Below are 21,752 nucleotides of genomic sequence, written 5' to 3' on the forward strand. Positions count from 1 at the left end.
TTATACTGACAGAATATAATAAAACACAGAAAAAGGGAGGAATTACAATGAAAAAAATTGAGGTTTATACACAGCCTGATTGTCCGCCTTGTACCATTGTGAAAGAATTTTTAAAACATAATGACGTTGTGTATGAAGAATTTGACGTAAAAAAAGACGCCGCTGCACGCAATCGTCTTTTATATGACTATGACTCCTATTCAACTCCAACAGTTGTAATTGACGGAGAAGTTGTCGCAGGTTTTCAAATTGAAAAATTACAACAGCTACTTGGTATAGAATAGGAATAGGGAGAAACCTATTCCTATTCTCATAATTGTTGTAACCTTTTTATTTCAGCCAAAAGTTCCTGACTTTCATGATACCCTGCTAATTTCCATTTCCCATTATCCTTTTGTAATGTCACAATTTGATATTGTCCACTTTTTGCCCGTTCATAGACGTATAAATTTTTATGTTCCTCATCATATGACATTTTTGTTTCTGAATTAAAGGAAAACGGAGCTTCTTTTGCTGGAAGTAAATACTCACCACTTTGTTTTTCATTTCTACTGTTTTCATCTGTAAAAACTTGAAGGAAATTATTTGTAAAATATGGTGATAACGTCTCTATCATCTTATTCATTGGTATTTGCTTCCCTCGAATTGAAAATTGCGTCTCATAACCTTTTTGTATCGTTGTAAACACTTCTTTCCGATCCACTTTCACTTCTTCTTTCCCTAAAACAGTTGTGACGCTATAGCCAACTAGAAAGGCAACACATATAAATAGAACAAACCATATTCCATATTTCCTCATTTTTTCACCTTCCTTTTAAAAGAGCTTGTCTTTGTAGTATTCATTGTAACAATGATTATGCAAAGACAGGGATGATTTCGTTCGTAAAATCTTTACAACGATAGACAGCATTTTCATTATTATTTTCACTATTACCAATTTATGATAAAAACAAACAAAAAAATGCACGAATCTCTTCGTGCATTAAAATAAAACGTCTTCTTCATATAAATATTCATAAGATAAATCTATAAATAAAAAGTTTTCATCATCAATCGGAAAAGAAAATGTTCGTACCATTTCACCAGTTTCAATATCGGCATATAAATCCGAGAGCCTTGCCTTATTCTCAAAACGCATTTTCATGATATTCTCGAGAAAATACGGACGCCAACTCCAGTTTTTCATATAATACTCCGGCATCACAATCCATTCCCCATCTTTTTTCATAACATTACCTGATTGCTGGAAACCATCTTCATTACAAATAAATATCCGAAAACTACATTGTGATACACTTTGGCTAAATTGTAATAACCAGTCATTTATATCTTCATTCTTTTTTTGTTTTGACAGAACATCACCAATTCGATCACGTAACATCTCTGTTAAATTATAAATTTTTTGCAACTTCTTCTTCTCATGCAGAATAAATTGATGACATTCATTACCAAGTCGCTCTTTTAAAACATTCGTTTCAATAAAATCAGGTAAACATTCTTTCAAATAATTACCTTGATAATATCTACCACCGTTTTTCCAAGCATATTGTAGTTGATAAAAAGCATCAATCTCTTCATATAACAATGTCGCACCAATTCTTCTAGCAAGTAAAGATAAGGAATATAAAATATCTTGATAAGATTGTAAAAGTGCAGTTTGCCTTAGGTTTGTTAAATCTACTTTTAAAATATCCGGTGCTAACACGCTAATACGTTCTAAATTACTTGTACCCGTTCCTACTTTATTAATCGAAATTTGAATACCATATGTACGATAATACATCAGCAAATGATTAAATTGCTCGATATCTTCTTTACATTCATGTTCTGTAATCTCTAAAACAATGTGGTTCAAATTTAAACCTTGTTTTTCATACATCAATAAAAGTTGAAGTAAACTTTCATCTTCATCATTCATTAATACATTGGCATTCCGATGTATAAATAATAATAATTTTTGATCTGTTTCTAAATACCTATTTAACGCTTTTTCTACTATGATATTATCCGCTTCCAGTTGGAACTCACTCGGAATAGAATCATCATGGAAGAAAGACGCTAAACTTTGTATGCCCTCTTCTGTTTGAATACGTCCTACAACTTCATATCCAATTACTGTATGCTCATCAGCACTAAAAATAGCTTGATAATAAGGAAGGACTTTATCCAAGTTACTCATTACATCTAATGCATCTATCAACGTGCTTCCCTCCCTTTACTTTTCAAAAATTATAACACGATATTTACGGAAAAATAATAAAAAATCCCTTCAGTTTTCCTGAAGGGATTAGAGGGGTAAAATGCTAAGGGGAATTAGCAATTCTACTATGAAGAAAAAAGAGGTCTTAAATATACCGTATATATTCCCCTTTGTAAACACCTTTCTCTAACGTGTCACAATTCCGTCACATTTTACCAGAGAAAAATGAATACATCATCCATTTTTCATCCCTTTTAAAATGGATATTGGTGCAAATGTTGGCCACCATCCATTGTCATACAAGTTCCATTTATGTATGCAGCTTCATCTGAACATAAATAATAAGCTAGACCCGCGATTTCTTCTGGTGTCCCCAACCTACCAAGTGGGACACTCTGTATTGTACGCTTAGCCATTTCTTCTGAAATCCATAATTTATCGGCACCGCCCGTACGTTCAATCGGCCCTGGTGCGATAGCATTAACTCGTATCCCATATTTACGCCCCCACTCAACAGCAAGCGTTTTAGTCATCGCTAATACACCAGCTTTAGCTGCTGCTGAATGAATAACCCCTGGCCCTGCATCCCATGCATATGTTGCCACCATGTTAATGATATTTCCTTTTATGCCTTTTTCAATCCAATATTTTCCGACAGCCTGGCTACAATAAAATGTACCATTTAATACAATATTAATGACCGAATTCCAGCCATTCACTGATAGGTCCTCTGCTGGACAAATAAAGTTTCCAGCTGCATTATTTATTAAAATATCAATTCGTCCAAACTTCTCATCAATATGCTCAATCATCTTTTGAATTTCATCCGTATTTCGTACATCCATTTGTACAGGCAATACTTGCCCCGGAAACTGTTCAATCTCTAGCTTTGTTTCTTCTAATTTTTCTTTTGTACGTCCTGTAATAACAACTCGTGCCCCTTCTTTCGCAAAACGAGTCGCCATTCCTTTTCCCATTCCACTTGATCCACCTGTTATAATAACTACCTTCTCTTTCACATACATCCCCTCCAAAAAATGAATACACATTCATTTTATCATTTTATTTAACAGAAATCTTTATATTTTTAATATTTTCTGATATTTTAACGTAAAGAGGTTTCTTTTCGTTCATTTTTTCTTAATCTATACTACTTTTTTAATATTAAAAATATATTTTTAAAAAACTGAAAGGAGATTCAAGTAACCTGTATATGAAAAAAATTACAAGAAGAAATTTTTTAAAAGCTGGAATACGCACTTGTCTATATTCATTTATAACCGCTAGCATCGGCTATTATTATGCTAAATATATAGAACCCTATTTGCTTTCCTTTACCCAACACACACTTACATCACAACTCATACCAAAAAGTTTTCATGGTATGAAGATTCTTCAATTTAGCGATTTACATCTAGGATACTATCTCTCTCTCCAACATTTATCTCAAATCGTTTCCAAGATTAATGCTGAAAAGCCAGATATTGTCCTTTTTACTGGTGATCTCATTGATGATTATCAAACATATACCGAGGCTCCTTTTGTGGCATCCATTTTAAAGAATATACAAGCACCCTTCGGTAAATTTTCTATTTATGGTAACCACGACCATGGGGGATATGGAACCGAATACTATGATCACATCATGCGTGAATCTGGATTTGAACTTTTACAAAATAGTGAAAAGCGAATTCGTTTACTGGATAATAGTGAAATTTCCATTTTCGGACTCGATGATGTACTACTAGGTAAACCAAAAATAGCGGAAACTTTACAGCACGCAAAACAAAATATTTATACAATTGTTCTCGTTCACGAACCAGATATCGCGCCACAAATCGCTACATATCCAATCAACCTTCAACTTTCTGGTCATAGCCATGGCGGACAAGTACAAATTCCTTTTTTAGGTGCTATTATTACCCCGTCGCTTGCAAAACAATATATTGAAGGTTTCTATAACATTCAGGATTTGATTCTCTATGTCAATCGAGGTATTGGAAGAACACGTGTCCCATTCCGCTTTATGTCAAAACCCGAAATTACACTCTTCACCCTACAACATTCGTAACAATTCGCCTATTTTCTTACTTATCCTTTCTTGTACTCGCTCATCCACGCTTGGTCCACCATATGATAAAAATGAGTCCAATAAAGGAGGTTTGTTCATGTATCCATATTACCAACCTATCCCAGTTCGTTCAGCACCTATTGGCCCAGCAGGCGACTCACGCTTCTTTCCATTTTTCGGTGTTCCATTTCTAGCCGGAATTGCTGGAGGATTGCTCGGCGGAGCATTAGCTTTCGGCCCTAGACCGTTTTATCCACCTTACCCACCACCAGCACCTTATCCTTGTTACGGAGGGCCTTGTCAACAACCATACTATTACTAATTTAAAACAACGATTCTTCCACTTTTATTCTCTCAACTAAGCGATCCATCATACGCATATAATAAAAACTATTCTCCCTACTCATTCTTCCACTTTTGGAACACGTGAATAGAGACAAAGTAAAAACCTCTTAATCGAAATTAAGAGGTTTTTACTTTGTCTCTATTATTCAGCATCTGTATTTTGATAAGCCAACTTAAATAAACTCACTTGGCTATCAATTTCTTCTGCACCACTATTAATAATATAATAATAGTCACCATCTTTATTTTGTTCACGTGTTTTCACATTATCAGCTAAAGTAAGCTGTAAAATTGCCTTTATTCTCGCTTTCATTTCAATATCTAAAATTGGGAAAGATATTTCTACTCGTTTTTCCATATTTCGTGTCATCAAATCAGCTGAAGATAAGTATATTTTCTCATCTCCATTATGATGGAAATAATAAATACGACTATGTTCTAAATATCTTCCCACAACACTAACTACACGAATATTTTCACTTACATTTGGAATCCCAGGTCTTAAACAACATGTCCCTCTAACGATGAGCTCTACCCTTACCCCAGCTTGCGATGCTTCATACATTTTTTTTATTAACGGTTTATCTGTTAACGAATTCATCTTAGCGATAATATATCCATTTCCATATTGTCTATGGTAACGGATTTCCTCATCTATTAAATCCATAAATTGCTCTCTTATATCAAATGGTGCAACAGATAAATGATGAAAATGCGGTTTCGTTGTATAGCCACTCAAATAATTAAAGAAATTTGTTGCATCTATACCAAAGTCTTTTCGCGACGTAATATATCCAAAATCGGTATATAACTTCGCTGTTGCATCATTATAATTTCCGGTTCCGAGATGTACAAACCTTTCAATTTTTCCGTTTCTTCTTCTTACAACTAACGTAATTTTACTATGCGTTTTCAAGTGACTTACTCCGTAAATAACGTGACATCCGGCCTGTTCCAATTCTTTAGCCCAATGAACATTATTCTCTTCATCAAACCTCGCCTTTAACTCAACCAATACCGTCACTTGTTTCCCTTTTTCAGCCGCTACCTTTAGCGCCTGAATAATCGGAGAATCTCCACTTACACGATATAATGTTTGTTTGATCGCAAGTACATTCGAGTCATCTGCCGCATCACGGACAAAATCAACGACTGGCTGAAACGACTCGAAGGGATGGTGTAATAAAATATCATGTTCTATCGCTTTTTCAAATACATCTTCCTCATCACCTAAATCTTGAGGAGGTTGAGGAATAAGAGCCGGATATACTAGATGTTCATATAAAGGCGCTAGTTTTTTATATAAGGAGAATAAACATGTTAAATCTAACGGTCCATCCATCATGTACACATCTTCATCTTTTACTTCCAACACTTCATACAATAACGCTAACACTCTTTCATCAATGTGTTCTTTACCAACTTCTAAACGAACGGCAGCTCCCCACTTACGCTTTTTCAATTCTTTTTCAATTACTTTTAATAAATCGCGTGCACCTTCTTCATGGATTGTTAAATCCGCATTACGTGTAATACGGAAACGAGTAACGGGTGATACGTTATATCCTGTGAATAATTTATGAGTAAAACCACTAATTACATCTTCTAATAAAATAAATTTATGTTTTTGCCCTTCACTCGGTAAAAATATGAAACGCTCCAGTAAAGAAGGCACTTGGACAATTCCTAACTTCGTGCGATTTTCTTCCTCTGCCTGCTTCTCATCGTATAAAATAGTAGCTAAATTCAAGCTTTTATTTAATAACATAGGAAATGGACGATACGCATCAATAGCTACAGGAGTTAATACCGGAAAGATTTGTTCATCAAAATATTCTTCTATAAATTCTCTCTGCTCTTTCGTCAAATCATGGAATGTTAGACGCTCAATCCCCTCTAGTTCAAGCGCTGGCAATACATAACCTTTAAACGTGTCATACTGTACAGTCATTAACTCATGAGCTTTTATCGCAATCTTATTTAACTGTTTCTTCGGTGTTAAACCCGCTTTATTTTCTGGCTGATTAAATCCGGCACTTACTTGATCTTTCAAACCTGCTACGCGCACCATAAAAAATTCATCTAAATTTGAACTGAAAATACTAATAAACTTTAATCTTTCTAAAAGTGGATTATTTTCATCTTGCGCTTCTTGTAGTACACGTTCATTAAAAGCTAGCCAGCTCAATTCACGGTTATTATAATAAGCTGTATCATTTAAATTTACTAAATTCCCCTTTAGCAATTCCATTCTCTTCACACTTCCCTTTGAAACTTTTTCACTATAATTTAGTTACTTTTATTTTATCAAATTACTATATTCCAAAGTGTTAATTTTTTGTAAAGACATCCGTACAACTTAACGTTTTGATTCAAATGATAAGTTAATATTCGTTTTCAACACTCTTTCCAGCTGCTTTTTTTGCTTTTCAGCTTGTACTTTTTCTGATAACGCCGATTGCTCACATACAATTCTAAATGTTAATCCTTCTTTACTTTCTGTTATAGATATCGTTTCAACAAGCGATCTTTGTCTCACATTTAAAGCAGCTGAAAATTGCAAAACACCTCCTAATAACCGAATTTTTTTTTGTTCACTTTTCTCAAACCAACCTTCAAATGGAGCTAAATGTTGTTTAAATAACATTTTTGATTTGTATGAGGCAATAAGCGCTAATCTAACTCGGTCTTTATGCATCATACCATCAATTGTTTTATTCGCTAGTAAATAAAACGTATGTAATCGGCTCGCTTCTTCATCTATGTACTTCCCAATATTAAATACTTTCGCCGCTTGATGGAATATTTCCCAGTCTTTTTCCGACATAGAAATAAGCTCTACTCCTTCAAGTTGTTTACAAATCAATGTTCCTTGTTTAATAAGTTGAATTACAAATTCCATATCCATTTCGTATTCAAATGATAATAGATGTAAACTTTCTTCTACTACGTTTGGATAGTATGAAATCCCCAAATCTTTCGTTAATTCTTCATAGAAAACACCTTCTCTTAATCCTTTTTTACTCAATACAAATGCCGGCGACTCTATAACGTTAACAAGTATATGAAAGACTTCGATAGCTGGAATAATCGTATCCGCTCGATCTTTTGCTAACCCCTCTAACTTTTGAAGCTCTATGAACGACAATTCTTTTAATTCCTCTTTTACATGTTGAATATCTTCTTCTTTCATTTTGTATAAATGTAATCCAGCTATAGGATAACAAATTAAATTTTGATGGATTTTCACCAAGTTCCTCGCACTCCCACCAATTGCGATAAGAGGTAATTTTTTATCGATTAACCATGGTAACGTTCGAAATTGATTCCATAAATAGTTTTTGATTTCCTCTAACTCTTCTGTAGTAGGAATATCCCCTTGAATAAATTGTTGCTTTAAAGAAAGTGCTCCAAAAGGAAAGCTATGATATTCTAAAATTTCTCTATTTCGGAAGTATGTAACTTCTGTGCTTCCCCCACCAATATCAACTGTAATTCCTTCTGAAAATGAAGTAGAATTCATAACTGCTAAATAACCGTAACGCGCTTCTTCATATTCTGATAAAACTCTTAGAGTAAAATCTGTTTGTCCTTCAACAAGTTTTTTAATTTCATCTTGATTCTCTGCCTGTCTAATTGTTGCCGTTGCGACACAAAGCACATGGTGTAAATTATGGAATCGTGTACTTTCTTGAAATTGAAATAATGTTTGTAACAATACTTCTATTCCTTCTTCACTTAATACACCATCTACTAAGTAATTTCTTAACCTAGCGACCACTTTCGTATTTTCAATCTCTTTATAAAAGCCTCCGCTTTGTTTTTCATAAATAACTAAGCGCATTGTATTAGAACCAATGTCTATAATGGCATATTGTTGTTTTAATATTTCTTTCAAACTTCTCACTCTTTCATTATCAAATTTCTGAAACATATTCTATTACTATTATACAAAATAGTTGTTTTTTGTAACAATATTGCTTTAATATTGAAAATATATACAATTACTTTTTGCATATAATAAAAACCCATTTTATTTATGCTATAATAAGGAAAACTTGAAAGGAGATTCAATATGAAACCTTCACAACCACAATCTCAATTACATAACCAACATTCTATTAATAGACTAGCTCAATCTATTTTCGTTGTGAATCGTCATGCTAAAGCTGCAACTAACCCTAAGTACTTATACTGGTTAAAAAAGACTGCTTTAGAACGCTTAATTACTGAAAAGAAGGCTATCAAAGAAGGATTACATTTTTCTAGAAATCCACGTTTTAGTCAACAACAATCCGATGTCCTTATACGTTTAGGTGATTATTTTTTCCATATCCCTCCTACGAAAGATGATTTTCGCACCCTACCACATCTTGGTCACCTTGAATCCTCCTATCGAAATCCGAAAACAACCTTATCTTTAACAATAGCAAAAAAAACACTGCAAGATTATATTGGTCCTGAAGCATTAAAACAAGAAAAAAAATTAAGCGAACCAGTTCCATGGTATAGCCGTACCTATACAAAAAAATAAAACAGTTTGGCCAATTATAGGCCAAACTGTTTTATTTTTTCTCTTCTTTAATTTTAATATTTGCTTGTTTATAAAAAGCTATTTTTTCTGTATTATAGGATTTCGTGAATTCATTAAACTTATCTTTTTCTGATTCAATATCCTTATAAGATTGATTTACTACTTTTACTTTTTCACTTATATCTTTTAATTTTGTACCTTTATCTTGTAACATTGTATATAATTCTTTTTCTTGTTTTAACGATTTATTATAGCTATCATACATCTTATTAAATGAATCGTGTCGTTTCTCATATGTGCTTTTCACTTTATCCGCTTGATCTTTCAATTTCTTATCTTCAATTTTCTTCACATATTTATCTGCTGATTTCACTTCTTCTTGTGCCTTATTTAAAGATTCTTTTTCTTTTTTAAGTACTTTTTCTCGTTCATCTGTATTTTTCACTGCTTGGTTCAGTTTTTCCTTAACAGTTTGATTATTATCTTTTCCTTCTTGAACAATCTGGTTATATAATTCTTGTCCCTCTTTTTCTAAAGTTTCAAGTTTCTTTGCATCTTCAAACATTGTTTTTTCTTGCTTTGCAGCATTTTCAAATGTAACATATAATTCCTCTTCTGGTTTCGGTCCGAAACAACCGGCTAGTAAAGTCATTGATAATGCAGTTACAATTGCTAATTTATTATATTTCAACATCTTTTCCTCCTATTAGTAAACGATCATCGTGCCAAAAACCCCATGAAAACATGTAACTTCTTCATCTATTTCATGCTCGCATCTTTTTTACGAAGATCATCAATAATTATTTATACTGCTTGTACAATTTTAGCACTTGAAATTATGTAATGTCTTAAAACATAAAGGTATTTACTTTAATCTTACCTACTGCAAGAAACACTATAATGTTTCACCTGATAAAAGATAATCTATAACCTCTCATGTCTATCATTCCCTTTCTCGCTTTCTACCAAATAACCTCTTTGTCCATTTTACATAGTGCGAAGATGACCTCGCAACTCTTACAAAGATTCTTTTAATTTCTTAAAAAGGAAAAGTGTAGAGCATGTTTTCCTCTACACTTTTAAACTGAAAACATTGTGCAAAATGCATTGATACATCCACACACAATTATATGCTGATTCCATATATTTTTAAAGACTTTTGTTACAAAAAAGTTTTTCTTTGTAACAAAAGTCAAAAAAATGTTACAAAAACTCTTTATATCATACTTCTTCAAATCAAAATTTCATTCATGACTTTGCAATTTTCTATAATTATACAATTGATTTTGTGCTTTTCTAAGCAAATCTTCAAAAGTTTTCCCTTCTATCGGATAACTTGCAGCCCCAAATAATAGTGTGACATTTAATAAATCATTCGCTATTTCATTTTGAATATTTTTGATTAATCGATTTGTTATTGTTGACTTTTCATAGCCATTATCAACAGCTACGATAACATATTTATTTTCATCCCACCTCGTCACTACATCACCCTTTCGCACTGTCTTTACAATTGTACGTTCTACTCTTTGGACTAACTCATCTAATTTTTTTCTTGCACTGTGTCTTTTAATACATCCCATTCTTTTACAGAAAGGATATACACTGTAATATTACGAGAATCTCTTTCTGATAAAGCAGCTACTTTCCCGAAAAAATCAACGACAAAATCGTTGTTCGTCATTCCTCCTACTTCAATATTTTCATGCGTATTCGCTCTTTTATCGTACCGATGTCCAAAATAACAGCTTAGTATCATTTGCAGTATATAAATAATAAAGACGGTTAAAAATGATCGCGAATCTAGCTTAGCGATTACATCCTGAAGTGCAATCCATTCTGTAACCGCAACTGTGTTCCCAAGTAATAACCCACTAATTTTCCCTTTATATTTCATACTCTCCCCCCTTTTTATACCAATATATGTTTCTATAACAATAATGTTTTTCTACAAAATAAAAAATGTACATATTTAATGTACATTTCTACTTAAGCTTGTATACCTTTTCTAATTCATTTCATATATATAATATATATCGTTTTTAGAAAGGAGTGATATATATGCTTCAAAAAGAAAATCTATCAGATATTATACGTTTTCTAGCAGGTTTTCTGTTATCGTTAAAATTACTATTAAATTCTTTCGGAGTGAACTTTATTACAAACGATCAAATTGATGCTATTGTAAATGTTGCTTCCTTTCTTTTCATTCTATATTTTGGTTATAAAAACAATTATGTAGGAAAAAAAGGAATCGAGCAAAAAAAAGTACTCAAAAAACACAACCTTCACTAAAAAAGGAACCTTTCATACAGGTTCCTTTTTATCATTGCCGCACAACAACTTCATTTGTTTGCAGTGGACCATATGATAATCCTTTATATTGAAATGTATATGTAGCCTGAAATAATGCGTTTTTAAGTGCTTTATCTTTATTTGCTTTTATTTTACAAATTAGTTCTACCTTCTCATTCGGTAATAAATTTTCGATTCGCCACCTTACAAGCTGGAACAGAAACTCACTCATCCCCTTATCAACCTTTAATGAGTTTGGAATATATGCAAAATAATCTCGAATCATATGACTTACTACAACTCGTGAAATCATTTCCATTCCTTTATTTTCAACTTCAATTCGAATAATAAGTATGTCATTTACATCATAGGTCAGTTCATATGAAAATTTTTCTTTATACATACTACGGATTTGTAATGTAACTGCTACATTAGGACATTCGTTTTCCTTTTTTGAGCCATCAATCCATAACACCGGTTGTAGCGGTATTGAACGCCTTCCTTGATCCGAAATTCGTTTCCACATTTTCATAATAATATTCACCCCATTTCAGATGCATCATCCATACGACCTTATTCTGCCTCTCTACACGATATTAATAAAGCTTGTTACAAAAGATATATAGTTATTACTCTTCCTTTTATCCTATTCGACAATATAAAGAAAAAACCATTTTTCCTCTGTTAACAGCAGGTATTCTTACCGAAATATTTTTTTACAATTTCCTTCATTGACTTTATACCAATATTAAGTATTACTCACTCTTTCGCTGCCCATACAACAGAATATTTTGACGGAAGAAAAAGTTTGCCTTTTAGTCAAATTTGACTATAATATTCTTTATGGCTTTGTCAGTGCACTTGTGTAAATTGATTTGAAAGAACTATATTAATTTTTTTATGCGCTGCACTCAAAACTTAATATAGTGTACTTATTATTAAAGGAGGGTTATATTTGGAATCTCAATTATTAAAAAAAGACTCCAACAAGACAAAATTTGTTGTTGCTGGTTTACTACTTGGTATTTTAATGGCAGCAATGGATAATACAATCGTTGCAACAGCAATGGCAACGATTGTTGGAGATTTAGGAGGATTTGACAAGTTCGTTTGGGTCACATCTGCATATATGGTAGCAACAATGGCAGGGATGCCTATCTTCGGAAAACTTTCTGATATGTACGGACGGAAACGCTTTTATATTGGTGGCCTCATTCTTTTCTTATTCGGTTCCGCACTTTGCGGAACCGCATCTAGCATTGAGCAGCTAAGTATTTATAGAGCAATTCAAGGAATCGGTGGCGGCGCTCTTATGCCTATCGCCTTCACAATTATGTACGATATATTCCCACCAGAAAAGCGCGGAAAAATGACAGGTCTATTCGGTGCGGTTTTCGGGACATCTAGCGTATTTGGCCCTTTATTAGGCGCTTATATTACGGACTATATAAGTTGGCATTGGGTCTTCTATATTAATATTCCATTAGGGCTTATCTCCTTCTTCTTTATTACTAAATACTACAGTGAATCTCTAGAATTTAGAAAACAAAAAATTGATTGGGCTGGCGCTATTACACTTGTTATTAGTATCGTTTGCTTAATGTTCGCCTTAGAACTTGGTGGTAAAGAATACGCATGGAATTCCAATGTAATTATCAGTCTATTTACAACAGTTGTTATTATGCTTATTATTTTCTTCTTCGTAGAAAGAAAAGCAACTGAGCCTATCATTTCATTCCATCTATTTAAAAAACCTTTATTCGCAGCTAGCCAAGGGGTTGCCTTTTTCTATGGCGCCGCTTTTATCATCTGTACCGTATATATTCCAATCTTCGTTCAAGGTGTTCTCGGCGGTTCAGCCTCAAATGCTGGATTGATTTTAACACCAATGATGGTCGGCTCTGTAATTGGAAGTCAAACAGGTGGACAGTTAGCTTCTCGAACAAGTTATCGTAACATCATGATGGTGTCTGGTGTTTTCTTCGTTCTTGGTATTTATTTACTAAGCACCTTAACAATGGACACACCACGTGTACTCGTAACGCTATTTATGGTTCTCGCTGGACTTGGTGTTGGTTTCTCATTCTCAGTTTTAAGTATGTCTTCTATCCACAAATTAGAAATGAGAGACCGTGGTTCTGCTACATCAACAAACTCATTCTTCCGTTCACTCGGTATGACCCTTGGTGTAACGATTTTCGGTACCATTCAAAATCATATTTTTACAGATAAACTAAACACTGTGTTCCCTCCTGAACTAGCAAAATTAGCCCCAAAGGGTGGAGACACAAGTTTCTTATTATCACCAGGTGCTACCGATAAAATACCAGCTGAAATATTAACTGGTATTAAAGAAGCTCTTGCTACATCTATTGCCAGTACATTCTTCTGGGCACTTATCCCGGCTGTATTAAGTATTATTTGTATTTTACTTATGGGAAATGAACGCCTCTTTACCGGACCAAAAACGAAACAAAAACAAAAACAAGTAAGTTAGTATAGAAAAAAGAAACGGCATACCCTTTATGAAAAAGGGTATGCCGTTTATAATATATAAAGTAAAACTTTAATCAGCATAGGACCATTTCCACTGATTATAATCCCTCACCAATCGGGATTAAGTTTCTATATACAGGAGTTGAAACAGCATGAGCATAAAATTAGTCATTCTCGGCTTGCTACTCGAAGGGGATAAACATCCATATGAAGTGCAGCACATCATGAAAGAAAGACAAATGGATTGTTATATTAAATATGCAAAAGGATCACTTTACTACGCCTTCGAGCAATTAGAAAAGCAAGGTGCAATTAGTATTACAACTATTGTTCGAGATACGAATAGACCAGATAAAACAATCTTTCATATAACAGAAGAAGGAAAACGGTTATTTCACACGTTACTATTAAAACAATTCGAAGCAAAAAATCAAATATATAAACCAATTTATTCAGCACTCTCTTTCGCTCATTTTGGTGATGATCAAGAGTTACTTCCTATTTTAGAAAAGAAGAAAAATGATACCGTTCAATATTTACATAAAATGCAAACTATTTATGATTGTAGCAAAGGAAAAATTCCACGTGCACAACTATATATTTTGCAAAGCGTTATTGAACATATTACAGTTGAATTGCAATGGTTAAACACCCTCCTTACAGATGCAGTTGCAGGGCGACTTTCAGAAATTGATATAGATGAAGGTTAAGCTTGTAAAGAAGAGACTGTAAAAAGACAATAAAGTTATTTAATTTTAAAACCTAAGATAAACATACCCCCGTTCTAATTTAGGACGGGGGTATCATATAGTTGTTTAATTTTCGATATAGGATAATTCACTGTGCTCAAAAATATAACAATAAAATCGTTTGAAAATCTAATATTTATTCAACAATAGTGTCCTATAATAGAATTTCGTTTCTTAAAATTCTATATAAAAAGGTTGTTGATTTTCATCCAAACTGTATTCAATTCTTTGTCTAAAATTCATAAAACTCACCATTTCTAACGCCTGTTCAATAGGATAAAACCCTACTTCCAAACTTTCTGGTGTAGTCGTTAATTTACCGCCAACTGGTCTAGCTAAAAATAGCGTATTACATATTGAATGGTTCACATTTTGAAATACTCCACAAAATTTTAAAACTTCAATATCAATACCCGTTTCCTCTTTAGTTTCCCTTATTGCAGCATCTTTCAAAGACTCTCCTTCTTCAACTTGTCCACCTGGCATTTCCCACCCTCTTTTAGGTCCCTTGATTAATAGGATTTCTTTTTGTTCATTCATTACAATTGTCGCTGCTGAAACTATATGTTTTGGCGGTGAATAAATATTTTGTGTACTTTGTTCCAATTGAAATTCCCCGTTTCTATTAACTTAGTATATGCATCTTTATATAGCTATTTTGTTCTTTTTTTGTGATAACTTACTATTTCAAAATGAACTATCCAATTCCCTTCCTTATTCCAGAATATGGACCGGTTCTTAAATAACATAACTAGCATCTTATCCCTGTACAAGTACACAATTCTTTATAAGTTTAATCCAATTCCCCCTTATATCTAGTCAGAAAAATAAGAATAATAAAAATAAAAAACTTTGGAATTTTCTTATTTTAAAACAGTAGACAAAATTCTAAAAATTGTGTTAGAATTTGTTTCAATATCATATCGCTTGTTAAATTCCTTTCAAAAGGAAAATGGGTACACGAACATTTTGTTTCGTGTTTAAAAGGGAAGCTTGGTGAAACTCCAACACGGTCCCGCCACTGTAAATGCTGAGATTTCTTTTCTATACCACTGTGAAAATGGGAAGGTGAAAGAAATTATATGAAGCATAAGTCAGGAGACCTGCCTGTTTTAGCAACACTGATAGATTCACGGATGATGATGAGGTGTTAAAACAAAAAGGAAGGCTTATTTTCTATGCCTTTGTACTTTTTGTTATAGGTATTTCCTAGTAAACGGAAATGCTTACTTTCAATTAGGGAGGAATTTGAAATGGCAATTCAAACAAGTAATTTAGGTTATCCACGTATCGGACTACAACGAGAGTGGAAAAAAACATTGGAAGCCTTTTGGTCCAATAAAATCGATGAAGAACAATTTTTAACAACAATGAAAGAAATTCGCCTTCAACACGTTAAAGCACAGCAAGAAAAAGGGATTGAACTCATTCCAATTGGCGATTTTACATATTATGATCACGTTTTGGATACTGCTTATATGCTAGGATTTATTCCATCACGTTTTTCTGAGTTTACATCTTACCTTGATGTATATTTCGCAATGGCGCGTGGCTCTAAAGATCACGTAGCTTCCGAAATGACAAAATGGTTTAATACAAACTATCATTATATCGTTCCTGAATATGAAGAGGGATTACAAATCTCTTTAAAAGATAATCGTCCACTTCGCTTATATGAAGAGGCAAAACAAGAATTAGGAGTAGATGGAAAGCCTGTTATTTTAGGACCATATACTTTCTTAAAATTAGCGAAAGGCTATACACAAGAGCAATTTGCTACGATTTTAAACCAATTAGTTGCACCTTACGTACAACTAATTTCAGAACTACATGCAGCTGGTGCACAAATCATTCAAGTTGATGAACCGATTTTCGCTTCTTTAACGAAAGAAGAAATTCAACATGCAAAAGAAATTTACGAAGCTATTCATAAAGAAGTTCCAAATGCGACTCTTCTTTTACAAACATATTTTGATAGTGTAGAAGAAAACTATGAAGAAATCATTACATTCCCTGTATCTGGTATTGGATTAGATTTCGTTCATGGTAAAGAAGGAAATCTAAATGCTATTTCAAAATATGGATTCCCAGCTGATAAAATTTTAGCTGTCGGTTGTATAGATGGCCGTAACATTTGGAGAGCTGACCTTGATGAAGTTCTTACGTTATTTACAACGCTACAAAAACAAGTCCAAACGAAAGATTTCATCGTTCAGCCTTCTTGTAGCTTATTGCATACACCAATCGATAAAACAGAAGAAACTCACTTATCGACTGAGCTATTTGATGCGCTAGCATTTGCAAATCAAAAATTAGAAGAGTTAGTTCTTATTCATTCTGCTCTAACTCAGGGTACAGAAAGCATTAGTAATGAGCTAGAAACATACCGAAACGTACATCATACAATTCGTTCATCTGCTGCACGTAACCGAGAAGATGTTAAAGCAGCACGAACAGCATTAAAAGAAGAAGATTTCTCACGTCCTCTTCCATTTGAAAAACGATATGAACTACAGCAAGTAGCTTTACAATTACCGTTGTTACCAACAACAACTATCGGTAGCTTCCCGCAAACATCCGAAGTTCGTCAAACTCGTAAACAGTGGCGTAACGGTGATATTACAAATGAACAATATAATCAGTTCATTGAAAAGGAAACTTCGAAGTGGATTCGTTACCAAGAAGATATTGGTCTTGATGTACTAGTGCATGGTGAATTCGAAAGAACTGACATGGTCGAATATTTTGGTGAACGCCTTGCTGGTTTCTCATTCACTAAAAACGGTTGGGTACAATCATACGGTTCTCGTTGCGTAAAACCACCTGTTATTTACGGCGATGTTGCCTTTATAAATGGAATGACTATTAAAGAAACTGTATATGCACAAAGCTTAACAGAGAAAGTTGTAAAAGGAATGTTAACTGGACCTGTCACTATTTTAAATTGGTCATTCGTTCGAAATGATATTTCACGAAAAGAAGCTTCATATCAAATCGCACTAGCACTTCGTCATGAAATTGAATTACTTGAATCTTCCGGAATAAGAGTAATCCAAGTCGATGAGCCCGCACTTCGTGAAGGTATGCCGTTAAAAGAGAAGGATTGGGATGCATACATTACATGGGCAGTTCAATCATTCCTTTTAGCAACATCTTCTGTAGCAAACGAAACACAAATTCACACCCATATGTGTTACAGTAACTTCGAAGATATTGTAGAGGCGATTCGCGCATTAGATGCAGATGTGATTTCTATCGAAACATCAAGAAGTCACGGAGAATTTATTGATACATTAAAACATACAACATATGAAAAAGGAATTGGTCTAGGTGTATATGACATTCATAGTCCACGTGTCCCAAGTAAAGATGAGATGTTCGCAATCGTAGAGCAATCTTTACAAGTATGTGATCCTAAATATTTCTGGATTAATCCAGACTGTGGTTTAAAAACTAGAAGAACGGACGAAGTTATTCCGGCTTTAGAACACATGGTGCAAGCAGCAAAAGATGCTCGTTCCCTTTTAAAAACAAACGCATAATAAAAATGGGTTATCCTCCAAAAGGATAACCCATTTTTTATACTTTACTTTCAAAAAAGAATTCATATTGTATTTTATATAATTCATCATCCGTTGGCTCTTCAAGAGGAATTGCCTGTAATACAACGGTATACTCACCATTTGGAATATGGATTTGAAATTTATTTGAAAGAATACTAGTTACAACGATACATTCATTTTCAACTGTAAAAGGAACCGTAACCGTTCTAATCACTTCTTCTTTCTCAATATGTTTTCCACAAGTCACTTTTACTTCACAAGTATAATCAGAGAGTGCTTCAAAAATAACAGTTCCCTCCGCCTTAGCATAACCTCTTTCAAAATCTTCATCTGTCCAATCTACGTAAGGCTGCTCACCGTCATAGTTCATCAACATTAATTGTGAATAAGAAATTGTTAACTCCATAGTTCCCTTCTCCTTCATTATGAAATATGCAACTACTACTTCACTTCAAATTTCACACGCGTACCATCTGGATATTTGTCTAGCTTATTCCCTACCCAAGAACCTGCACCGCGGTTATCTGCTGGACTTATATATTCAATATGAGCTCCCTTTCCGCCTTCCTTACACATCGCCATCGGCCATTCATCGCGATCATAACCTTTCTTCGTCGGATATGGCGCTAACGATAATTTCCTTCTATCAGCTGCACCATTACGATCAATTGTACACATTTCTGAATGCCCTTCTTTTATAGCATCCGCTATATGTTTCCCGGTCTCTGGATATCGTTCTTTCGGGAACTCTAAAATTTGATCATACGTAGTTGTTTTTTTAGTACTTGTCTCCTCTGGCACAAGTACTTCATATACTGCTACCAAAAGAGAAAGAATTGCAATAATTGAAATGATAATACCTTTTAATTGCTTCATGTGTACCTCCGTGTTCCTACCAATTTCTTTTCCTCAGCTATTATAACAAACTTCTTCTATGTATGTTTTCAGACATTATTTTAGCTCTTCCTCTCCATTCCGCCAAAAACATTCATTTTTCCTCATCTTTTCACTAATGCTGTAGAAAACTAATAACCTTCCGACATTCTTTTTCAAAGGAAGTCTTCATAAAAGATTGAAATGATATATACGATACTTTTTGGGGAGGAAATTTCATGGAAGCTATTTATAAAACGAAAGATGTTACAAATAAAACAGGTATCCCAAAACATATAGTCCGAAAATATAGCCAACTCTTAGAGGAACACGGTTATATCATTTCAAAAACAGCTGATGCTCGTATTTATAAATTGGATGATTTAAAACTATTGAAATCTATACATGAAAGAGCTGCTACATTACAAGAAGATATTTCAGAAACAATACCTATTATTTTAAAAGAAAAAGAGTCCCCACCTGTACCTGTTATTCAAGATAAGCAAGAAATACAACCAAAAGAAAAAGAAGATGGACGTAACTTTGAGGAATTCATGTTAAAACTTGAAATGCTTGCTCAATTAAATGAAGCAATTATTCATCAAAACTCTACTCTCATTACACAAAATCGTTTAAAAGACGAGAAATTAGATGAACTTATGCAACAAGTTTATGTAAAGGAAGGATCTCAAGAAAAAATGTTACAAGAGTTAGTGGATCATGCGGCTCAAACAGATGCCCTGCAAAAAGAAAAGATGGACTTATTAATGAATCATATGTATAAACGAGAATCTAAGCAAGAAGAAAAAATGAATAAACTGGTAAATCAAATTTATAATAAAGACAGCAACCGTGATACACAACTTATGCAAGTGATTCGCGAAATTCAAGAAACAAAAAGATTAGTCGCAGCTTCGAAAGAACAAAGCTTTTTTCAATCATTTAGAAGTTTATTTAGCCGAACAAAACAAGAAAAAACATCTGAATAAAATACTATATTTTTTCCTATATAAAATAAAAAGTTACCTTCCATCGGTAACTTTTATTCCTTATTTCTTACAGCTGGCAATATAATAATCGCTTCAGTTCCTTTCCCACTTTCGCTTTTATATTCCAATGTACCATTATGTGCTTGTAAAATACTAAATGTTACCATAAGACCTAATCCTGTTCCTTTTTCTTTTAAAGAATAATACGGTTGTCCCAGCCTTGCTAACTGTTCTTTTGTCATCCCAACGCCACTATCTTTAACTCTTATTATTATCATTTCATCTTTTTGAATAGCCGTGACTTTTAAATACCCTTTGTTTCCTTGAATTGCTTCAATACCATTTTTAACAACATTCATAATAGCTTGCTTCAATTTCGTTTTATCACCGATAGTATAAAGGCTCTCAGAAATCTCAACTTGCAAATAAACGCCCTGCATCGCCGCAAATGATGACATAAGCGTTGTCATTTCAATTAATTGTGCTGATAAACAAATATGTTCTTTTTTTTCAATTTGAGGCCTTGCTAAATTTAAATAATCTGAAATAATCTGTTCAGCACGATCCAGTTCAGCTAATACGAGACGCATATAATCTTTGTTTTTTACGTCTTCCGTACTCTCTAGCAATTGAATAAACCCACGTACCACAGTGAGCGGATTTCGAACTTCATGTGCAACACTTGCAGCTAACTCACTTACAATATTAAGTTTTTCTGATTTTTGCATCTCAGTACGTAGTAATGCGTTTTCATTTAAATATTCCGTTAAATACACCTGAAATACCATAGTCATAACCATAATAAGCGAGGCAAATATAAACCCGCTATATATTTGCGAAATATACGGTGTAAAACCTGTTTCTAACAGCACATTAATCATGCCAAATACTAGAAAAACCAATACATAAAATGACGAAATCATAAATGCTAAAATTAGCTTCTTATCCCTTGAAAAAAGAGACCATTTCTTTGATAAGAACAATGGAACTATTAATAGAAATATTACTTCTACAACTGGAAGAAAGCTCATTCCTTTTAGTGCCCATTCATATGTAACAAAAATAACCGCTGGGATTAAACCGACAATCCCACCATATAAAAAACCACTGACAATTGGGATTGGGTGAAAGTTATACCCACAAACATTGTCAAAACAAATAGAATAGGTCATGGAGAGCACGAGCGTAACGCTAGATAAAAACATAATAAAGTAACGATTCGGCTTCGGAGGCATTTCTTGATAGCGATTTAAACGAATCGCTTCATATAAAAATAGTGGCAAAATAATGATAGCAATTTGGATCAATAAATCACGGATAAGCTCCATAGCCTCTCATCCCCTATATGTATTTTGATATGATTATATCATTTTATTAGTGCATTTGTTTTAAAATTTTGATTTTTCTTAACATATTTGTTAATTCTTTGTTAACAACCCATATTAATTGTTACAGATTTTCGAAATGATTGTAAACCCTGTACCAAATTCCCTTCATACAGTATACAATGAATACGGATTACAAAGAAAATATAAAAATACTTCACTAGACGGACAACTACAGTAAAATACAGCATATAATCCATACTATCTATGTTTACAAATAAGTGATCATTACTTTAGTAGGAGGAAGATAAA

The 21,752-nt window shown here is 33.5% G+C and carries 20 protein-coding genes, 1 pseudogene and 1 riboswitch; of the genes and pseudogenes, 9 read left to right on the top strand and 12 right to left on the bottom strand.

What is annotated here, in order from left to right; all coding sequences use genetic code 11:
- Positions 1–47 precede the first annotated feature (47 nt).
- Positions 48–284, top strand: a complete 237-nt coding sequence (locus BAQ49_RS20945) for a glutaredoxin domain-containing protein (protein WP_000717868.1) — start codon at positions 48–50, stop codon at positions 282–284.
- A gap of 26 nt (positions 285–310) precedes the next feature.
- Here BAQ49_RS20945 and BAQ49_RS20950 read toward each other — a convergent pair whose 3' ends face one another.
- The 3 genes from BAQ49_RS20950 to fadH form a co-directional block, all read right to left on the bottom strand.
- Positions 311–799, bottom strand: coding sequence for a DUF3993 domain-containing protein (locus tag BAQ49_RS20950; RefSeq protein ID WP_001233796.1), 489 nt, complete (start codon positions 797–799; stop codon positions 311–313).
- A 183-nt stretch (positions 800–982) separates the two neighbouring features.
- Entirely contained in the window at positions 983–2,200 is a 1,218-nt protein-coding gene (locus BAQ49_RS20955; RefSeq protein ID WP_000564312.1) for an EAL domain-containing protein, read from the bottom strand.
- Between the two features lie 254 nt (positions 2,201–2,454).
- A complete protein-coding gene (gene fadH, locus BAQ49_RS20960; protein ID WP_071746890.1) occupies positions 2,455–3,219 on the bottom strand; it encodes a 2,4-dienoyl-CoA reductase in 765 nt (254 codons plus the stop codon).
- Positions 3,220–3,413: 194 nt separating this feature from the next.
- On the opposite strand from fadH, the gene BAQ49_RS20965 reads away from it, so the two are divergent.
- On the top strand, positions 3,414–4,271 hold the full coding sequence (locus BAQ49_RS20965; RefSeq protein WP_071746891.1) for a metallophosphoesterase: 858 nt from the start codon (positions 3,414–3,416) through the stop codon (positions 4,269–4,271).
- 97 nt (positions 4,272–4,368) lie between these two features.
- Entirely contained in the window at positions 4,369–4,593 is a 225-nt protein-coding gene (locus BAQ49_RS20970; RefSeq protein ID WP_071746892.1) for a hypothetical protein, read from the top strand.
- 165 nt (positions 4,594–4,758) lie between these two features.
- Here the strand turns inward: BAQ49_RS20970 and BAQ49_RS20975 are convergent, their stop codons facing one another.
- Both BAQ49_RS20975 and BAQ49_RS20980 read right to left on the bottom strand, forming a co-directional pair.
- Positions 4,759–6,867, bottom strand: coding sequence for a polyphosphate kinase (locus BAQ49_RS20975; protein WP_071746893.1), 2,109 nt, complete (start codon positions 6,865–6,867; stop codon positions 4,759–4,761).
- A gap of 108 nt (positions 6,868–6,975) precedes the next feature.
- Entirely contained in the window at positions 6,976–8,550 is a 1,575-nt protein-coding gene (locus tag BAQ49_RS20980) for a Ppx/GppA family phosphatase (RefSeq protein ID WP_116733489.1), read from the bottom strand.
- A gap of 141 nt (positions 8,551–8,691) precedes the next feature.
- Here BAQ49_RS20980 and BAQ49_RS20985 point away from each other — a divergent pair, with 141 nt between their 5' ends.
- Positions 8,692–9,150, top strand: a complete 459-nt coding sequence (locus tag BAQ49_RS20985) for a YkyB family protein (protein WP_000804854.1) — start codon at positions 8,692–8,694, stop codon at positions 9,148–9,150.
- A 31-nt stretch (positions 9,151–9,181) separates the two neighbouring features.
- On the opposite strand, the gene BAQ49_RS20990 is transcribed toward BAQ49_RS20985, so the two are convergent.
- Both BAQ49_RS20990 and BAQ49_RS20995 read right to left on the bottom strand, forming a co-directional pair.
- On the bottom strand, positions 9,182–9,844 hold the full coding sequence (locus BAQ49_RS20990) for a YkyA family protein (protein ID WP_071746895.1): 663 nt from the start codon (positions 9,842–9,844) through the stop codon (positions 9,182–9,184).
- Between the two features lie 550 nt (positions 9,845–10,394).
- Positions 10,395–11,047 (bottom strand): annotated as a pseudogene (locus BAQ49_RS20995) (diguanylate cyclase domain-containing protein).
- Between the two features lie 164 nt (positions 11,048–11,211).
- Here BAQ49_RS20995 and BAQ49_RS21000 point away from each other — a divergent pair.
- Positions 11,212–11,445 carry a phage holin gene (locus BAQ49_RS21000; protein WP_071746896.1) on the top strand — a complete coding sequence of 78 codons (234 nt, stop codon included), beginning with the start codon at positions 11,212–11,214 and terminating at the stop codon, positions 11,443–11,445.
- A gap of 31 nt (positions 11,446–11,476) precedes the next feature.
- Here BAQ49_RS21000 and BAQ49_RS21005 read toward each other — a convergent pair whose 3' ends face one another.
- On the bottom strand, positions 11,477–11,977 hold the full coding sequence (locus BAQ49_RS21005) for a hypothetical protein (protein ID WP_071746897.1): 501 nt from the start codon (positions 11,975–11,977) through the stop codon (positions 11,477–11,479).
- 423 nt (positions 11,978–12,400) lie between these two features.
- Between BAQ49_RS21005 and BAQ49_RS21010 the strand changes: the two genes are divergently transcribed.
- Positions 12,401–13,942: an MDR family MFS transporter gene (locus BAQ49_RS21010; RefSeq protein ID WP_071746898.1), complete on the top strand. Its 1,542-nt coding sequence runs from the start codon at positions 12,401–12,403 to the stop codon at positions 13,940–13,942.
- Positions 13,943–14,093: 151 nt separating this feature from the next.
- The gene (locus BAQ49_RS21015) at positions 14,094–14,651 is read left to right on the top strand and encodes a PadR family transcriptional regulator (protein WP_071746899.1); all 558 of its coding nucleotides are present in this window, start codon (positions 14,094–14,096) and stop codon (positions 14,649–14,651) included.
- Positions 14,652–14,864: 213 nt separating this feature from the next.
- Here the strand turns inward: BAQ49_RS21015 and BAQ49_RS21020 are convergent, their stop codons facing one another.
- Positions 14,865–15,296, bottom strand: a complete 432-nt coding sequence (locus BAQ49_RS21020) for an NUDIX hydrolase (RefSeq protein ID WP_071746900.1) — start codon at positions 15,294–15,296, stop codon at positions 14,865–14,867.
- Positions 15,297–15,627: 331 nt separating this feature from the next.
- Positions 15,628–15,815, top strand: a riboswitch (cobalamin riboswitch).
- 128 nt (positions 15,816–15,943) lie between these two features.
- Between BAQ49_RS21020 and metE the strand changes: the two genes are divergently transcribed.
- Positions 15,944–18,232, top strand: coding sequence for a 5-methyltetrahydropteroyltriglutamate--homocysteine S-methyltransferase (gene metE, locus BAQ49_RS21025; protein ID WP_071746901.1), 2,289 nt, complete (start codon positions 15,944–15,946; stop codon positions 18,230–18,232).
- 37 nt (positions 18,233–18,269) lie between these two features.
- On the opposite strand, the gene comJ is transcribed toward metE, so the two are convergent.
- Together comJ and nucA are read right to left on the bottom strand one after the other, a co-directional pair.
- Positions 18,270–18,659, bottom strand: coding sequence for a competence protein ComJ (comJ, locus tag BAQ49_RS21030; protein WP_071746902.1), 390 nt, complete (start codon positions 18,657–18,659; stop codon positions 18,270–18,272).
- A gap of 35 nt (positions 18,660–18,694) precedes the next feature.
- Complete coding sequence (nucA, locus tag BAQ49_RS21035; RefSeq protein WP_000811509.1) at positions 18,695–19,129, bottom strand: DNA-entry nuclease; 435 nt, start codon at positions 19,127–19,129, stop codon at positions 18,695–18,697.
- A 236-nt stretch (positions 19,130–19,365) separates the two neighbouring features.
- Between nucA and BAQ49_RS21040 the strand changes: the two genes are divergently transcribed.
- A complete protein-coding gene (locus tag BAQ49_RS21040) occupies positions 19,366–20,115 on the top strand; it encodes a DUF3967 domain-containing protein (RefSeq protein WP_071746903.1) in 750 nt (249 codons plus the stop codon).
- Between the two features lie 53 nt (positions 20,116–20,168).
- On the opposite strand, the gene kinB is transcribed toward BAQ49_RS21040, so the two are convergent.
- Positions 20,169–21,443: a sporulation sensor histidine kinase KinB gene (gene kinB / locus BAQ49_RS21045; protein ID WP_071746904.1), complete on the bottom strand. Its 1,275-nt coding sequence runs from the start codon at positions 21,441–21,443 to the stop codon at positions 20,169–20,171.
- Positions 21,444–21,752: the final 309 nt, after the last annotated feature.

The organism is Bacillus proteolyticus (assembly GCF_001884065.1).
GTDB lineage: Bacteria > Bacillota > Bacilli > Bacillales > Bacillaceae_G > Bacillus_A > Bacillus_A proteolyticus.

Excerpts from the sequence above, each read along its gene's own strand:
- BAQ49_RS20945 (WP_000717868.1), top strand. The coding sequence starts at position 48 with ATGAAAAAAATTGAGGTTTATACACAGCCTGATTGTCCGCCTTGTACC.
- BAQ49_RS20950 (WP_001233796.1), bottom strand. The coding sequence starts at position 799 with ATGAGGAAATATGGAATATGGTTTGTTCTATTTATATGTGTTGCCTTT.
- BAQ49_RS20965 (WP_071746891.1), top strand. The coding sequence starts at position 3,414 with ATGAAAAAAATTACAAGAAGAAATTTTTTAAAAGCTGGAATACGCACT.
- BAQ49_RS20970 (WP_071746892.1), top strand. The coding sequence starts at position 4,369 with ATGTATCCATATTACCAACCTATCCCAGTTCGTTCAGCACCTATTGGC.
- BAQ49_RS20975 (WP_071746893.1), bottom strand. The coding sequence starts at position 6,867 with ATGGAATTGCTAAAGGGGAATTTAGTAAATTTAAATGATACAGCTTAT.
- BAQ49_RS20980 (WP_116733489.1), bottom strand. The coding sequence starts at position 8,550 with ATGTTTCAGAAATTTGATAATGAAAGAGTGAGAAGTTTGAAAGAAATA.
- BAQ49_RS20985 (WP_000804854.1), top strand. The coding sequence starts at position 8,692 with ATGAAACCTTCACAACCACAATCTCAATTACATAACCAACATTCTATT.
- BAQ49_RS20990 (WP_071746895.1), bottom strand. The coding sequence starts at position 9,844 with ATGTTGAAATATAATAAATTAGCAATTGTAACTGCATTATCAATGACT.
- BAQ49_RS21000 (WP_071746896.1), top strand. The coding sequence starts at position 11,212 with ATGCTTCAAAAAGAAAATCTATCAGATATTATACGTTTTCTAGCAGGT.
- BAQ49_RS21005 (WP_071746897.1), bottom strand. The coding sequence starts at position 11,977 with ATGAAAATGTGGAAACGAATTTCGGATCAAGGAAGGCGTTCAATACCG.
- BAQ49_RS21015 (WP_071746899.1), top strand. The coding sequence starts at position 14,094 with ATGAGCATAAAATTAGTCATTCTCGGCTTGCTACTCGAAGGGGATAAA.
- metE (WP_071746901.1), top strand. The coding sequence starts at position 15,944 with ATGGCAATTCAAACAAGTAATTTAGGTTATCCACGTATCGGACTACAA.
- comJ (WP_071746902.1), bottom strand. The coding sequence starts at position 18,659 with ATGGAGTTAACAATTTCTTATTCACAATTAATGTTGATGAACTATGAC.
- nucA (WP_000811509.1), bottom strand. The coding sequence starts at position 19,129 with ATGAAGCAATTAAAAGGTATTATCATTTCAATTATTGCAATTCTTTCT.
- BAQ49_RS21040 (WP_071746903.1), top strand. The coding sequence starts at position 19,366 with ATGGAAGCTATTTATAAAACGAAAGATGTTACAAATAAAACAGGTATC.
- kinB (WP_071746904.1), bottom strand. The coding sequence starts at position 21,443 with ATGGAGCTTATCCGTGATTTATTGATCCAAATTGCTATCATTATTTTG.